General features: G+C 46.1%; 15 protein-coding genes. 4 read left to right on the forward strand and 11 right to left on the reverse strand.

Annotated elements, in window-relative coordinates; translation table 11 throughout:
• The first annotated feature begins 184 nt into the window (after nucleotides 1-184).
• Nucleotides 185-1,018: a hypothetical protein gene (locus ASG33_RS14300; protein WP_056286212.1), complete on the forward strand. Its 834-nt coding sequence runs from the start codon at nucleotides 185-187 to the stop codon at nucleotides 1,016-1,018.
• A gap of 42 nt (nucleotides 1,019-1,060) precedes the next feature.
• Nucleotides 1,061-1,735, forward strand: a complete 675-nt coding sequence (locus ASG33_RS14305; protein WP_056286214.1) for a hypothetical protein — start codon at nucleotides 1,061-1,063, stop codon at nucleotides 1,733-1,735.
• A gap of 75 nt (nucleotides 1,736-1,810) precedes the next feature.
• On the opposite strand, the gene ASG33_RS14310 is transcribed toward ASG33_RS14305, so the two are convergent.
• The 7 genes from ASG33_RS14310 to ASG33_RS14340 all read right to left on the reverse strand — a co-directional run bounded on the left by ASG33_RS14310 (nucleotide 1,811) and on the right by ASG33_RS14340 (nucleotide 10,393).
• On the reverse strand, nucleotides 1,811-3,001 hold the full coding sequence (locus tag ASG33_RS14310; RefSeq protein ID WP_056286217.1) for an MFS transporter: 1,191 nt from the start codon (nucleotides 2,999-3,001) through the stop codon (nucleotides 1,811-1,813).
• A gap of 53 nt (nucleotides 3,002-3,054) precedes the next feature.
• Nucleotides 3,055-5,718 carry a DNA mismatch repair protein MutS gene (mutS, locus tag ASG33_RS14315; RefSeq protein WP_056286220.1) on the reverse strand — a complete coding sequence of 888 codons (2,664 nt, stop codon included), beginning with the start codon at nucleotides 5,716-5,718 and terminating at the stop codon, nucleotides 3,055-3,057.
• Nucleotides 5,719-5,814: 96 nt separating this feature from the next.
• Nucleotides 5,815-6,411 carry a pseudouridine synthase gene (locus ASG33_RS14320; RefSeq protein ID WP_082489215.1) on the reverse strand — a complete coding sequence of 199 codons (597 nt, stop codon included), beginning with the start codon at nucleotides 6,409-6,411 and terminating at the stop codon, nucleotides 5,815-5,817.
• 25 nt (nucleotides 6,412-6,436) lie between these two features.
• A complete protein-coding gene (locus tag ASG33_RS14325) occupies nucleotides 6,437-7,021 on the reverse strand; it encodes a Uma2 family endonuclease (protein WP_056286223.1) in 585 nt (194 codons plus the stop codon).
• Nucleotides 7,022-7,109: 88 nt separating this feature from the next.
• Nucleotides 7,110-7,874: an exodeoxyribonuclease III gene (locus ASG33_RS14330; protein ID WP_056286226.1), complete on the reverse strand. Its 765-nt coding sequence runs from the start codon at nucleotides 7,872-7,874 to the stop codon at nucleotides 7,110-7,112.
• Nucleotides 7,875-7,893: 19 nt separating this feature from the next.
• Complete coding sequence (locus tag ASG33_RS14335; RefSeq protein WP_229238645.1) at nucleotides 7,894-9,726, reverse strand: hypothetical protein; 1,833 nt, start codon at nucleotides 9,724-9,726, stop codon at nucleotides 7,894-7,896.
• 34 nt (nucleotides 9,727-9,760) lie between these two features.
• The gene (locus ASG33_RS14340) at nucleotides 9,761-10,393 is read right to left on the reverse strand and encodes a hypothetical protein (RefSeq protein ID WP_056286229.1); all 633 of its coding nucleotides are present in this window, start codon (nucleotides 10,391-10,393) and stop codon (nucleotides 9,761-9,763) included.
• 143 nt (nucleotides 10,394-10,536) lie between these two features.
• Between ASG33_RS14340 and ASG33_RS14345 the strand changes: the two genes are divergently transcribed.
• Nucleotides 10,537-11,046, forward strand: a complete 510-nt coding sequence (locus ASG33_RS14345) for a DUF4494 domain-containing protein (RefSeq protein ID WP_056286232.1) — start codon at nucleotides 10,537-10,539, stop codon at nucleotides 11,044-11,046.
• Between the two features lie 52 nt (nucleotides 11,047-11,098).
• Here ASG33_RS14345 and ASG33_RS14350 read toward each other — a convergent pair whose 3' ends face one another.
• Nucleotides 11,099-11,842: a hypothetical protein gene (locus ASG33_RS14350; protein ID WP_056286235.1), complete on the reverse strand. Its 744-nt coding sequence runs from the start codon at nucleotides 11,840-11,842 to the stop codon at nucleotides 11,099-11,101.
• Between the two features lie 144 nt (nucleotides 11,843-11,986).
• Here ASG33_RS14350 and ASG33_RS14355 point away from each other — a divergent pair, with 144 nt between their 5' ends.
• The gene (locus ASG33_RS14355; RefSeq protein ID WP_056286236.1) at nucleotides 11,987-12,790 is read left to right on the forward strand and encodes a UDP-2,3-diacylglucosamine diphosphatase; all 804 of its coding nucleotides are present in this window, start codon (nucleotides 11,987-11,989) and stop codon (nucleotides 12,788-12,790) included.
• Here ASG33_RS14355 and ASG33_RS14360 read toward each other — a convergent pair.
• The 3 genes from ASG33_RS14360 to ASG33_RS14370 all read right to left on the reverse strand — a co-directional run bounded on the left by ASG33_RS14360 (nucleotide 12,787) and on the right by ASG33_RS14370 (nucleotide 14,736).
• Complete coding sequence (locus tag ASG33_RS14360; RefSeq protein ID WP_056286239.1) at nucleotides 12,787-13,536, reverse strand: carboxypeptidase-like regulatory domain-containing protein; 750 nt, start codon at nucleotides 13,534-13,536, stop codon at nucleotides 12,787-12,789. The genes ASG33_RS14355 and ASG33_RS14360 overlap by 4 nt on opposite strands.
• A gap of 173 nt (nucleotides 13,537-13,709) precedes the next feature.
• The gene (locus tag ASG33_RS14365) at nucleotides 13,710-14,543 is read right to left on the reverse strand and encodes a phosphatidate cytidylyltransferase (protein ID WP_056286243.1); all 834 of its coding nucleotides are present in this window, start codon (nucleotides 14,541-14,543) and stop codon (nucleotides 13,710-13,712) included.
• A complete protein-coding gene (locus ASG33_RS14370; protein ID WP_056286245.1) occupies nucleotides 14,515-14,736 on the reverse strand; it encodes a DUF2007 domain-containing protein in 222 nt (73 codons plus the stop codon). Before ASG33_RS14370 ends, ASG33_RS14365 begins: the two co-directional genes overlap by 29 nt.
• Nucleotides 14,737-14,740 lie beyond the last annotated feature (4 nt).

A 14,740-nucleotide genomic window follows, 5' to 3' on the forward strand; every position in this document is an offset into this window, starting at 1 on the left:
ATAAGCATCACTGATTTTTTTGAAAAAAATTTAAAAAATGCCCAGACTAATCAGTGTGGGCATTTTTATTTAGCTTTGGTATAATGATCGTAAAATGGAAAAGGAAGAAGTAAATAACCATCCTTTCATCCTTGATAAGGTTGATTTAATATAAACCTTAGTTCATTTTTGTCAATTAAAACAAATGAAAACCAGAAACCTCACTTTAAGTGCCATTATAGTATCTGCACTTGCATTTTCTTCCCAGGCGCAACATTCTCTTACCCAGATCTGGTCTTCCGAAGCCAAGCTGCCTGTTCCTGAATCTGTACTTTTCAGTAAGCAGGATAAGTTGCTTTACGTCGCACTGATTGACGGCAAGCCGGCGGAGAAAGATGGTAAAGGGGGGATTGCCAAAGTGGGCCTTGACGGAAAGATCGTAGCTACGGACTGGGTATCTGGCTTGAATGCACCCAAAGGAATGGGCATTTACGGATCCAGGCTTTTTGTAGCAGACGTGACGGAAGTAGTTGAAATTGACATCAAGTCGGGTAAAATCGTTAAGAAACATACTGTTGAAGGCGCCCAGTTCCTGAACGATGTGACAATCGATTCGAAAGGCAATATTTATATTTCAGATTCCAGCACAAAGAAGGTCCATTTGATCAAAGACGGACAGGTTTCTACCTACTACGAGGGACTTAACGGACCAAACGGATTGCTGGCAGTTGGAACAGATTTGCTTATTGCCGACAGCGGTTCACTTAAAAAGCTCACTTCTTCCAAACAGATCTCCGTTATTGCGGAAGGAATGGATAAAAGTACGGATGGAATAGAGCAGGTAAAACCAGGCGAGTACATTGTATCAAGCTGGGTTGGAATGGTTTATTATGTAAAAGCCGACGGTACCACAGAGAAATTGCTCGATACCAGCGCGGATAAAACGAATTCTGCGGATATTGGTTACGACGCTGCTAAAAAAGTCGTTTACGTGCCTACTTTCGGGAAGAACAATGTTGTCGCTTATCAGCTAAAATAAATATATTTATAACCTTAAAAATCAAATATAAACAGGCGTTTCATGGACATTTTTGTTGGGAGTCTTTCTTTTAAGTTAAAGGAGAGCGAACTGCGTGAAGCTTTCGAAAAATTTGGAAAAGTGAGCTCCGCGAAAATTATCATTGACAAAATCACACGTCAAAGCAAAGGCTTCGGGTTTGTTGAAATGCCCGATGAGAACGAAGCGAGATTGGCAATCAACTCGTTGAATGGAGCGGAAATGTATGGCAGGGCATTAGTTGTTAACGAATCCCAGAAGAGAGAGCAAAGACCGGGCGGACCAGGCGGAAGTTATGGAGGAAGCGCGGCCCCAAGATCTGACTTTAAGAGAGAAGGCTTTAACCGGCCAAGACCCAACGATACCGACAACAGAAGCACAGGTGCAAGAGAAAAAACCAGCACTGGTGGCATAGATGACGAAGACGACGACGATCAGGAAGTAAAAAAACCAGCTGCCGGACCTAGTTTCGGAGGCGGTGGCTTTGCTGGCGGTGGAAGCAGCTTCGGAAACAATGACAGGTACCGCAGCCAGGATCGTAAGCCAGGCAGCAATGACCGCGGGCATAGCGACAGGAACGGACAAGGAAACAAGGCTAAGATCGACAGTCGTTACGGAAGAGGTGAGTTTTCGAAGAAAGGCGGCGGCGGAAGCAAGCGTCACTTCGGAGACCGTGACGAGGATGATAGCTGGTATTAATCATTAATAATAGCATTAAAAAAGCCCGCAGCTTGAAGCAAGCGGGCTTTTTTGTGCATTATAACCTACTGCGTTCTAAGCAGCAGCCCTTACTTTGTTATCCTTAAAGAACAGAACAAACAGCACGAGAACGACAGCCGCGATTGCAGCAGGCACCATCCAGATGCTCGTCCAGTTTTTCACGCCTTCCACCGTGTACATATCAGCTACCAGACCAGCCAGCCACGATCCGATCCCCATTCCTATTCCGTAGGTAGCAATGGAAATCAAGCCCTGCGCAGAAGACCTGTACTTTTCTCCGGCTTTGCTGTCGGTATAAATCTGCCCGGTTACAAAGAAGAAATCGTAGCATACACCGTGAAGAATGATCGCAAGATAAAGCAGCCACTCACTGTTGGCGTCGCCGTACCCAAATCCGATGAAGCGGACAATCCAGGCAATCAAACCTACTACAAGCATCCATTTCACACCAAGGCGGCTGAATGCAAGCGGGATCAGCAACATGAACACAACTTCGGAAGCTTGTCCAAGTGACATTTTGTTTTCAACGTTCGTCATACCCGAATCAGTAAGCGACGGGTTGGCCATTGCGTAGTAAAACGAAAGCGGAATGCAAATGAGCAGCGAAGAGATGAAGAAAATGGCAAATGAGCGGTCTTTGAAAAGCTTGAATGCATCCAAACCCATGATATCTGAGAAAGACGATTTCACGCTTGGTTTTGGAGGGGTATCAGGCAAAAAGAACGAGTAAATACCCAGCAGCGCAGAGGCTACCATAGAGATCTTGAAAATCATCACACTGTCACCGAAACCGTAAAAGCCGATGATATTGGAAACAACGATCCAGGAGACCGTGCCCATTACACGGATTGCAGGAAAATCCTTTTCAGAGTTTGTAACCTGCTGCATGGCGATGGAGGTCGTAAGTGACATCATCGGAGCAAAAGAGATACAGTAAAGGAGGATAATACCGAAAAAGTTATCAGCATTTGTCACACCTGTAAGAAAGTACAACAGCACAGCACCAGCTAAGCTCAGAACCCCTAATACTTTCTGTGCGGCGAAGTACCTGTCGGCGATCATTCCGACGAAGAATGGAGCAATAATCTGCGCAATTGAAAAAGCGGCATAGGCATTTCCCACTTGTGCCCCGGTAGCATTAAGGGCAGTAAACATGTACTTACTCATTTGCCCATACCATGACCCCCAGATGAAATAGAGGAGGAACATCATGGCCATCAATTGAAATCGCGTTGAATTTTTCATAACATAAAAGGAGCAGGAGATTTGTAGGTTAGATAATTGGTAGATTAAGGTTGTTACTTTTTTACAAGCTTTTGGAATTCGTTCAATTTGAGAAGCGCCTCAATGGGAGACAATGTATTCACGTCGATCATAGATAGCTTCTCTTTGAGCTCTTCTATTTTCGGGTCTGCCGGCTCAAAAATGCTGAGCTGGAAATTGTTCTTGGGTATTTCCTTGATTTTCTTTTTGTGTTCCTGCGTCATGTGCTCCTTTTCAAGGTGCTGCATGATTTCATTGGCGCGAAGAACAATCGGCTGCGGCATTCCTGCGATCTGCGCTACATGGATACCGAAGCTGTGCGCGCTTCCGCCAGGTTTTAATTTTCGCAGAAAGATGACTTTGTTATCTACTTCCTTCACCGCTACATTGAAATTCTTGATGCGCGGGAAATCCTCGGATAACTGGTTCAGCTCGTGGTAGTGTGTTGCGAATAAGGTTTTGGGGCGACAATCGTGCTGGCTATGCAGGTATTCCGTGATAGCCCACGCAATGGAAACGCCATCGTAGGTACTAGTCCCCCGCCCTATCTCGTCCATCAGGATCAAACTCCGGTCGCTCAGGTTATTGAGAATGCTGGCGGTTTCGGTCATTTCAACCATGAATGTACTCTCGCCGCGGCTCAGGTTGTCGCTGGCTCCTACGCGCGTGAATATCTTGTCAACCAGCCCTACCGAGGCAGATTTGGCCGGCACGTAGCAGCCCATTTGCGCCATCAAAACGATGAGCGCCGTTTGCCGCAGCAACGCCGACTTACCTGCCATGTTGGGGCCGGTAATGATGATGATCTGTTGTGAGGAATCATCCAGGTACAAATCGTTGGGAACATAACTTTCGCCTACCGGCAGCTGTTGCTCAATCACCGGGTGGCGACCGTCGCGAATGTCCAAACGGTTATCTTCGGTAATTACCGGCTTGACGTAATTGTTTTTCCGTGCTACGGTTGCAAAGGAACTGAGTACATCCAGTGCGGAAATGATAGAGGCATTCTTCTGAATTACATTCACCTGCTCAGTAGCTGCGGTGATCAGTTCGCTGAATATGCGGTATTCAATGGCAGCGATACTGTCTTCCGCATTGATGATCTTCTCTTCGTATTCTTTCAGTTCCGGGGTAATGTAACGCTCCGCATTCACAAGCGTTTGCTTCCTGATCCACTCGGCAGGCACCTTGTTCTGGTGCGCGTGAGTGACTTCCAGGTAGTAACCGAAAACTTTGTTGTAAGCAATTTTCAGCGAACTGATGCCGGTACGTTCTATTTCCCGATTTTGAAGCTGCAGCAAGTAATCTTTGCCTTCATACGAAATGGCATGCAATTCGTCCAGCTCGGCGTCCACTCCTTTTTTAATCATCCTTCCAAGATTGGAAAGCACGGGCGCATCCTCGCGGAGCTCCGTTTCTATTTTGTTAACCAGCTCGATACAAGGGTCAAGCTGATCGGCGTATTTCAGCAATACTTCCAGTTCAGAAGACAAAACAACTTCACCGGCTTCGTCCTTTTTTGCCTTCTTCTTTTCTTTTTCAAGAAGCTTATATAAACTCTCTTTAATCGGAATTATCTGGTTCAAAGATCTTTTAAGCTGACCCAACTCTTTCGGATTGATCCTTCTCACAGCCACTTTCGATATCAGACGTTCCAGATCGCCGATCAGTTTCAGGTTCTGCAGAATAGACTCGTGCACACTTTCATGTTTGAGAAAATGGCTGACGATATTCAGCCTTTCTTCAATCGGCAGCTTTTCTTTAAGTGGCAAAACCATCCATTTCCTCAATAACCGCGCTCCCATCGGAGTCACTGTATGGTCAAGAATCTGGATCAGCGGAACGCCGCCTTCCTGCTGGGCATAAACGAGTTCAAGGTTGCGGACCGTAAAACGGTCGAGCCAAACGTACTTTTCTTCTTCCAGCCGCGTAATGCGGCCGATATGTGCTACTTCCTTATGTTCCGTTTCTTTGAGGTAATGCAGGATCACACCTGCCGCCACGATACCCAGCGGCAGTGTTTCTATCCCGTAGCCTTTGAGGGTTGTTGTCTGAAAATGGGAGGTAAGCTGTTCGTAGCCATAATCAAAACCAAAACACCAATCCTCTAACTGGAAAGTATGGTATTTGCCACCAAAAAGCTGACTGAATTCCTGTTTGAATTTCTTACAGAAGAGCACTTCCGAGGGCGAGAAACCCTGCAGCATTTTGTCGATATATGCCGCATTTCCCTGCGAGGTCATAAATTCCCCCGTCGATATATCCAGGAAAGCAATGCCGTAGAGGTTATTGTCGCCGCAGTGAACAGCTGCCAGATAATTATTCCGGCGGGTATCGAGTACATTATCGTTGTAGGAAACGCCCGGCGTAACCAGCTCGGTCACCCCCCTTTTGACTATACCTTTGGCCGTAGCGGGATCTTCGAGCTGGTCGCAGATAGCCACGCGCTCGCCTGCGCGTACGAGTTTGGGTAAATAGTTATCTAATGAATGATGTGGAAAACCGGCCAGCTCTTCGTGCGCTCCGCCATTGTTTCTGCGTGTAAGAACGATCCCGAGGATCTTGGAGGCGCGAATTGCATCTTCGCCGAAAGTTTCATAAAAATCACCGACCCTGAAAAGCAATAATGCCCCGGGATACTTCGCTTTGATCTGATTGTATTGTTTGTTAAGCGGGGTTTCTTTATGTGCCTTTGCCAATTATCAGCCTTATTTTAAGAACAGGTATCTACAAAATTAAGCCTTCTATCCGGTTTGCCAAGTCTGAGCGCAGGGTTTTGTAGCCTTCAAAACTGTTCATTCATAGAAGCGCCGGGCTTCGCTAGCCGTAACTTCCCATACGTCCCCGGACTTAGGAAAACTTCCGGTTTTGTCGGCCAGCGAAAATTTTCCGATCGACCAGCGCGCAAGCCTGAGCGTGGGAAAGCCGACGGCGGCAGTCATTCTTCGCACCTGCCTGTTTTTGCCTTCACGAAGTGTGAGCGCCAGCCAGGTAGCAGGTATGTTTTTACGGAAACGAATCGGCGGATTTCGTTCGGGAAGCGGAGGTTCTTCGATCAGCTGCGCGTTTGCGGGAAGTGTTTTGTATGCTTTTCCATTAATACTGATCGTCACACCGCGACTGAGCTGCTCGCACGCCTCCGCGGTAATGTCACCTTCTACCTGTACATAGTAGGTCCGTGTATGCTTGTTGCGCGGTTCTAGAAGCTTTGTTTTAAGAAAGTTGTCATTTGTGAGCAGCAGCAAGCCTTCACTGTCTGCATCAAGGCGACCGACAGGGTAAATATCTTTGGCAAATTCAAAATCAAGGTCAGCCAATGTCGGATGATCGCCTTCACGCGTGAACTGCGAGAGCATTCCGAAGGGTTTGTAGACGAGGAAGTATTTAAACAAAAGGAATTGATTAGGGGAGAAAAAACTACTTTATAACAGCCGCAAGATCGAGCTCAAAGCCCGGCAACACTGGTTCACCGGACAGTTTAACATTTAATCCTTCGCGTATGATCACCGGCGCACCGGCCTGGTAAATGTAAACTTTCTTTTCAAACCGGTCGATCAGCCAGCCAAGTTGTGCGCCATTCTCCATGTATTCGTCCATCTTATCGGTCAGGTACTTCAAATCATCCGACAGCGAGCGCACTTCAATAACAAAATCAGGACAGATCGGCGCGAATTTCTCCTGCTGTTCCGGTGTCAATGCATTCCACCGCTCTTCCCGGATCCAGGAAACATCCGGCGAGCGCACTGCCCCGTTGGGAAGTGTAAAGCCAGTTGAAGAATCGAACAACTCTCCTATCTGATTTTCTTTATTCCAAATACCAACTTCAGTGAGAATTCGGGAATTAAATCCACCTGTAAACGATCCTGTTGGAGACATAACGATAATATTTCCTTGAGAGTCCCTTTCGAGCTCGAGTGTGTCATTCATTTGACAAAGCTGAAAGAATTGCTCCTCATCCATCAGGTCTCCCATTTTCAGTGTCATAGGCAGTTCAAGTTTCATAACGATTTGAGTAAATGCTGCTTGATCAAAAATACGAAAAAATGAGCGCAGGAAATAGTGAACGGCGGGCTTGAAAGGCCCAAGGGTACTAACGAATTTCCAACCATACAGGACAATGATCTGAATGGACGGCATCATTGAATTGCCGGCTGGCGATGATCCTGTCGCGCAGACTATTACTTACAGAAATGTAATCGATGCGCCAGCCTTTGTTATTGCCTCTCGCGCCGGCGCGGTAAGTCCACCAGGAATACTGGCGTAAATCGGGGTTCATAAACCTGAATGCGTCAGTATAGCCGCTGCCAAACCATTTTGTCATCCACGCGCGCTCTTCGGGAAGGAAGCCCGAGTTCTTTTTATTTCGGACAGGATCGTGGATATCTATTTCATTATGAGCAATATTATAGTCTCCGCAGATGATCAGATTGGGACGGTCTTTCCGAAGCTCCTCTGCCCAGATGAAAAAATCAGCCAGGAAAGTCATTTTAACGGCCTGCCTGATCTCCCCGCTGGTACCCGACGGAAAATAACAGTTGAGCACCGTTACGTCGCCAAAATCAGCGCGGAGTACGCGACCTTCCCGGTCATACGCCGGAATGGAGCAGCCTGCTGATACCAGGTCGGGCTTGATCTTTGAAAAAATTGCTACGCCGCTGTACCCTTTCTTTTCCGCAGAATGCCAGCCAATGAGCTCGTAGCCCAGTGCTTCAAATCCTGATAAATCAACTACGTCAGGCGTCGCCTTTACTTCCTGGAAACACAGGATATCAGCCGGATTTTGGCTTAACCATTCAATCAAGCCGTTTTTCAGGGCTGCCCTGATCCCATTCAAATTGTAGGTAAGTATCTGCATAGCCAGACTGTTAATACGGTTAATTGATTTTCACCCGTTTTCCGGTGGGCAGCGATTTCCATTTGCTTGTCGCCGACGGATCGGAGTACATCAGCCAGACGTCGTAAATACCTTCGGGCAACTTCGACTTAAATAGCGAATACCGGTAGCTGTTGCTGTAATAATGACCGCCTTTCAACAACTCCGAGGCTTGATCAGGAACAGGAACCGCAGGCAGCACAACTTTATATCGGGCAGATGCGAGTACAAAATACGAAGGTGCGGGCGAATTTTCATCCCTAACAGCCGTAAACTGGTAATAGCGGGTAGGTACATTGTTGTCCGTATTTCTGTAATGAAAAGTGGCGTCGAATGTTCCCTGGTATTTGGTAGCAGTATCGGCAGTTTCTGCCAGGAGTCGCCCGGGCGCGGGTATGGTGTTGAACTGGTAAAAGTCAGTCAGTCCGCTCGCTTCAAGGGAGCTCACCAGACTTTTCATTCTTGTCGGGTGGTTCCAGAATGGGATATCACCAAACCGGTCGCCGGCAGTCAGAAATGTATTGTAGTTTCTCCAATAGTAACTATCAATCACCAGATCGTCGTGCATTTTCCTTACCTGCACGATTGATAAATAGTAGCTAACGAAATTGAGCGAAACAAAGGTGAATGCAGAAAGTACCGCAACCACATTCATCAGCTGCTTTTTATTTTTTACCAAAATGATGAAGCACAAATAACCAGTAGCAAGCAATGCGATACCGAAAATCATATATCGACGGGAAAACACATTTCCCCCGTACATCAGATATGTGTTGATCGGCCGGCTGATCACGAACATGGCGCCGGTTCCCATTGAAAACATCATTGCTCCCCATAAAAACCAGTCACTCCACACAAGCTTCCTTTTAATAAAAATACGGAGCGACCAGCCGATAAACACCAGGAAAATGAGGCCTCCAAGCAGGATGCAGGCGATCAGATCTGAATGAAACTGCGGAACGAGCGGGTGGCGGACATCAAGAAAAAAAGCATTTCCCCAAAAGCCCAGCGCGAATATGAAGTTGAAAACAGGATGCGTCCAAACCTTGTCACCATTGGCGGGGATCACATTGTAATCGAACAGAAAATAGAATAAGACAAATGCAGCTGCCGCGGCAACCCATCCCAGCAGCAGGCGGAAACGCTTCTGAAATGCGAGAATGATAAACCCGATGATCCACGTCAGCAAGCCGCTGCCGCTTGTGAAGGTCGTTAATAATGCAGCCAGTAGACCGAGGTACGCCCCCCTGCGATCCCCCCTCCCGACTGCATAGGCGGTTACCAATGCAAAAAAGATCAGGGGCGTATTTTGCAGCGCGGCTATTCCCCAGTAAGCATTTTCCCAAAATACCAGGTTGAAAAGCACATAAGGTACCGGTATGAAATAGTAAAAGGGAATGGACTCCTTTTTGAGTGCCCGGAAAAGCATGTAAAGGATCCCGAGCAAAAACAGGTCGCCTATGATAATCTGGGCTTTGATGTTGACGGTACCCGTAAAAAACACCATAACCAGCATTACAATGCGTTCGAAGGCAAAGCGATGCTGGTTAACCTGTTCAAACAGCGCTTTGGCGGCTGCCAGAAAGTCCGGCGCTTTTCGGAGTTTGTCAACTGTTTCAAGCAGGTTGAAATCGTCAGTAAACGGAATATTAACCAGGTGGGCATCCAGTATCAGGGAGAAGTAGATAACCGGTACAAAGATCAGGATGATCGCCAGCCACTTTCGCGCAACTACCAGTTTGGGTGCAATAAACGTGGCGCCAAAAAGCAGAAAAAGGGCAACTACAAGGCCGAAATAAGCTGATAAGTGAGGATTATCTAAAAATAACTTCAAAATAGTGTCTGATTGTTGTTGCCAATACCGGGAGTTACTTCACCCCTGTGATCATCTGGCTTGTGATCTCCTTCTCAAATGTAATGTAGCCGGGATAGTCAACCTGCTTTCCGGCGATATCAAGTGTTGGCTTCACTTTGACAGTAAATTTGGTCGGTTTTGCGTCCGATTTGCCGGTTAGTGACAAGATCATGTTGACAAACTGGTCGCGTGTTTTGTCGTTAGTCAGCAGCTGGTACGCGTTTGCATTCAGTTTCACAGGCACTCTCGTACTTCCTGTACCCGGCATTACTTCGATCAGCTGGCTGAGATATCCATTGAAAATCTCGTTATCCGACAATAAAACCTTGTATTCAAGCTGGTTGATAGCTGCCCGCTTTTTGGTAGGATTGGTAATATCCAGATTGACGCGGAGATCCAGAGGAACATTCTTTCTTAAAAGTCCTAATGCAAGACCAGGGTATTTGGCAAGATCAAAATCATTGAAACTCCGGATATTACGAAATTCGCGTACATCAATACCGCCGAGGTAAACACTATCAACAGACCGGATATCGTACTTACATTCCCCGAAAGTCTTGGCTTCGGAAACCTGCTTGCCGACTCCGCAAGAGGATAAAATGCCTGCAATTATCAATATCAGCCCAACAGCTAAGTTCTTTTTCATCGTCAAATTTTTTTGCAAGTTAAACAGTAGGTATCAGAACGCATACTGCGTTTTTGCATTATTAGTTTAGCTCCATATTTTTTTGCCACGTTCGCACAAGCCTCTACATTTGCAGACTTTATTAATTCAATCGAAAGAAATTTATGGCAAGCTGGTATTTAGGAAAGATCAGGTATCAAAAAGAAGATGAGGCTGGAAGCTTGAAAACAATTAACGAAGTATATCTCGTGGATGCCGTTTCTTACACGGAATCCGAGGCGAGACTTTACAAGCAAATTGTGACCGGCGCCAGCGATTTCAGTGTGACCAGCATCACAAGAATGCGCCTGGCCGACCTGTTTGCCTATGAAGAAGGCGAGCAGTGGTTCAAAGCCAAGGTGATTTACTTTTCAGTTGATGAAAAAAGCGGAAAAGAGAAGAAAATCGTGAACTACATGCTGGTGAACGCAGACGGAATCCAGCAGGCGCTTGACCGTATCAACGAAAGCATGCGGAACTTCCTGATCCCTTACGAAACCACAGATATTAACCTCACACCCATTCTGGACGTATTCCCGTACACTTCCGAGGAGGACCAGGAGCCCGAGATTCCGGCAAATATGCGGCCGCTTTCAGAAGTGAAAGCTGAGCGTGAGCTTGCTGAGAATGCATAAAATGTAAGAACCTGGATTTATATCAAAATGATGCAAATCCAGGTTTTATACTTCAATCATTCACTTTCAATTCCTGGTAACCTTTTGTTATTGCCAGAAAAGGATCTTTTTCAAGGCTGACCAGTTTAAGGATCAGATCTTTCGAATTAATTTCCGTTACCAGCTGATTACTTTGCAGCAGGTGCATATAATCGAATGTAACAGGCAAACTTACAGCTCCTTCTACAAATTCCATCCCGTACAATGGATACACACTGAAAGGTGTTTGTGTGAGCCACACTTTGTCTTTGTTGTCGGAAGTTGCGTAGGTGATATCATATTCTTCGCTTGTTAAGCCGAAATCAACGCGTTTGTTTCCGGTCGGGATACAGTAAGTGGTGAAGTTCTCTTTTTGCTCAGCTTTTGTTTCCGCATCCCGTTTCAATTCTTTTACCAATTCATTGATCCTGATCTTTTTACTATTCTCGTCTGTACCGCAGTAAATGTACTTTCCATCAGGAAAGGCGATCACGAAATCGAATGCTTTTCCACCTTCACCGAAACTGCTCTCCTTTTTGAAACACATAGCGCCGGTGACCGGATCCAGGTAAATTTTCAGTTTACCACTCGTTTTATCGGCTTTATTCTGATAGTCGAATACAAGTGAGTGACTAAAATAATACTGTCCCTTTTCGGGCTTCCATTGCAATGCGCGCTGTTTGTCGGCTCCGATTTTCTTTGGAGCTTGTGCCAATGCACTTTGCTGTACGGCTGCAACAATCAGTATGAAGGCAAGAACCTGGCAAATCTTTTTCATTTCAAAATCTGGTTTAAAGGGTGCAATCTAAAAAGAGGCCGGAAGAAAAACCAGGCAGGTACCCGATTTGATGGAGCGTCGATTCGGCTCACACTTCTGATTTAATAGGAACGTTGTAACTTGCGCCGCATTTGCATTGATTCCATGAAGTTCGAAACAAGGACCATTTTATTACAACCGGGAAAGCGCATTTACTTTTCGTCTGACTATCATCTGGGTGTTCCTTCACTTGCCAGCAGCCGCGAGCGTGAAAAGTTGATTGTCAGCTGGCTTAGCTCTATCGAGCACGACGCACAGACTATCTTTCTTGTCGGCGACCTATTCGATTTTTGGTTTGAATACAAAACGGTTGTTCCAAAAGGCTTTGTGAGGTTGCTGGGAAAGCTGGCGGAGCTCAGCGATAGAGGCATTGAACTTATCATATTCACCGGAAACCACGATATGTGGATGCCCGGGTATCTTACACAGGAAATCGGGGCTTCCATTTACCGGAACCCCGTGAGTTTCGATTTTGTGACTAGTCTCGGAACTACAAAAGTGCTGGTAGGCCACGGCGATGGGCTCGGGCCAGGCGATAGTACATATAAATTCTTAAAGCGCATTTTTGAAAGCCCGTTTTTCCAGCTGATATTCAGGATAACGCACCCCGACTTTGGGATTTGGATCGCAACTGCCTGGTCACGGCGCAGCCGCCTGGCGAATGTTAATAAGGGAGAAGAACGCTTTTTAGGGGAAGATAATGAATGGCTCTTTCAGTATTGCAAAGAAGTCGAGTTGAAAGACCCCCATCAATATTACATTTTTGGCCACCGCCACCTCACGCTGGATATGCAGGTAAATGCACATTCACGCTACATTAATTTAGGCGAATGGGTTACGCAGCAGCATTATGCTGTTTTTGACGGAGCTAAATTGGAATTGAAAAAGTATGTACGCGCTACTATCTAGTTAGTACCGCTTTTCTTGGGGCTTTCAGATTCGGAAGGCGGAATAAAATCCTGCTTGGTAATATTTTCCCTCGGCGCTGCATTGAGGTCTTTGCGCCAGTCTTTCTGTTTTAAATCTCCTTTTTTAACCGACTTGATAAAGTTGGCCCACGCGAATGGGTTCAGGAATGGGAATGTGGTTGCAAAGCCTTTCCCTGCCGCTGATTCACGACCAAACATGAGCTGGTCCATGGAGTACCGGTAATTGGTCTGTGCATTGTTGGGCACCTGGGCCGCCATTCTGTTGATATAATCGGGGTCGGTACTTTTTGCAAGAGCATCCCTGTCCGCCTGATCCGGCAACTTCAGTTCGAGGAAAGCCTTCTTAAATTCCTCTTCGGTCGAATACGGGTAAATCGTTACACCTGTAAGGGTTACTACATCTTCCCGCAATGCTACGATCGCTGAGTAAATATCCGAGTTGTAGTTCCTCGGCACTATGTGATATTGATTTTTATACCCAACATAGCCAAAAACAATGCTGTCGCCAGGAAATACCTTGATCGTAAATGAACCGTCACTTCTGGAAAGTGTACCGCGTCCTGCATTCACGATAAAGATCGTTGCGCCCGGAAGGATTTCGGTCTGCTTTCCACCGACTACCATACCCGAGAAGGTAATAGCTTTCTGTTCACCCTGTGCAAACGCCTCCCGGCCCGATACCAGCCCTGCAATTACCAACAGCAATATTAAAAAACTACGTTTCATTCTTTCGAGGTTATACTTTGGAACCGCTGGAGTAATATGTTGCGGTCTTCAAAGTTTCATATTCAATACTGACAGACCTTATTTGTTAAAAAGTGCGTGTAAAATTTCATTCCTGATTTTAAAACGAGCCGCCTGGTAAGGGATTGCCCCACTACCTGATAAAGCCTCGATTGTCAGGAAAATAACTTTAAAAAGGTAACAATAAATGGCGCAGAGAGCAGCAGTCCGTCGAAACGGTCGAGAAATCCTCCGTGGCCAGGGATACTACTGCCGGAGTCTTTGATGGCGATGCTTCTTTTGAAGAGCGACTCAACCAGGTCGCCGTAAGTGCCCAGAACAACTATTATTGCCCCGATACAGTACCATTTCCAGGGTTCGAAGGTACGGAAATAATGCCCCAAAGCAAACGCGATAACGGCAGCGAATGCAGCACTTCCCATCGCGCCTTCCCACGACTTTTTAGGTGAAATCCGCTCAAACAATTTCCTTTTCCCAAACTTGGTCCCTGCGAAATACCCGCCTATATCAGAGGCCCACAATAACAGCAGGCTTCCTAAAACAATCTCGTAATTATACCGTCCGCCGCGCATGGCCATCACAATAATGAGTGAAAAAGGCAGGGCTACATAAATGATCCCTAAAAAGGTGAAACCGATGTTCGTAAATGGTTTCAGATCATTTTTCTTGTAAAGCTTGATAAAGAAGATCATTGACAGCAGCGGGCTGATAATGAAGTAATTTTCAAACGGAACAATGTCCTGCTCTATCAAGTACGCAAGTAACATCATAACTGTGCCACAGAACGTACCATAATATGTAAGTGGCTGATTTCCATCCAGTCCCAGCAGCTTGTAAAATTCGAGCTGGGTCAGCGAGCTGATGGAACAAAAAAGCAGTAGGAAAGTGAGTTCACTGTAAAGGATACAACCAATTATGACAATTACACCGGCTAAGCCTGTTATAGTTCTTTGCTGTAAGTTATTCAGATTGCTTAATTGTGTCTTCATTCATTAATATCGTTTGAGCCCGGTCTAGTTCACTGGCAGGAACGTGCACTTCGCACATTCCAAAAATCGGATAACTGCTATCCTTTTTATTGACAATTACTGCCGGAATTCCATTTTGCTCGAGTATTTCCCTTGCTATCTCCGCTCTGATCATTTGCGAGCTTTGATATGCTTTTATCCAATTCTCATCCATTTTC

The organism is Dyadobacter sp. Leaf189, from assembly GCF_001424405.1.
Lineage (GTDB): Bacteria > Bacteroidota > Bacteroidia > Cytophagales > Spirosomataceae > Dyadobacter.

What these genes read in the sequence shown, in the direction of transcription:
- ASG33_RS14300 (WP_056286212.1), top strand. Translation starts at nt 185, where the DNA reads ATGAAAACCAGAAACCTCACTTTAAGTGCCATTATAGTATCTGCACTT.
- ASG33_RS14305 (WP_056286214.1), top strand. Translation starts at nt 1,061, where the DNA reads ATGGACATTTTTGTTGGGAGTCTTTCTTTTAAGTTAAAGGAGAGCGAA.
- ASG33_RS14310 (WP_056286217.1), bottom strand. Translation starts at nt 3,001, where the DNA reads ATGAAAAATTCAACGCGATTTCAATTGATGGCCATGATGTTCCTCCTC.
- ASG33_RS14325 (WP_056286223.1), bottom strand. Translation starts at nt 7,021, where the DNA reads ATGAAACTTGAACTGCCTATGACACTGAAAATGGGAGACCTGATGGAT.
- ASG33_RS14330 (WP_056286226.1), bottom strand. Translation starts at nt 7,874, where the DNA reads ATGCAGATACTTACCTACAATTTGAATGGGATCAGGGCAGCCCTGAAA.
- ASG33_RS14340 (WP_056286229.1), bottom strand. Translation starts at nt 10,393, where the DNA reads ATGAAAAAGAACTTAGCTGTTGGGCTGATATTGATAATTGCAGGCATT.
- ASG33_RS14345 (WP_056286232.1), top strand. Translation starts at nt 10,537, where the DNA reads ATGGCAAGCTGGTATTTAGGAAAGATCAGGTATCAAAAAGAAGATGAG.
- ASG33_RS14350 (WP_056286235.1), bottom strand. Translation starts at nt 11,842, where the DNA reads ATGAAAAAGATTTGCCAGGTTCTTGCCTTCATACTGATTGTTGCAGCC.
- ASG33_RS14355 (WP_056286236.1), top strand. Translation starts at nt 11,987, where the DNA reads ATGAAGTTCGAAACAAGGACCATTTTATTACAACCGGGAAAGCGCATT.
- ASG33_RS14360 (WP_056286239.1), bottom strand. Translation starts at nt 13,536, where the DNA reads ATGAAACGTAGTTTTTTAATATTGCTGTTGGTAATTGCAGGGCTGGTA.
- ASG33_RS14365 (WP_056286243.1), bottom strand. Translation starts at nt 14,543, where the DNA reads ATGAAGACACAATTAAGCAATCTGAATAACTTACAGCAAAGAACTATA.
- ASG33_RS14370 (WP_056286245.1), bottom strand. Translation starts at nt 14,736, where the DNA reads ATGGATGAGAATTGGATAAAAGCATATCAAAGCTCGCAAATGATCAGA.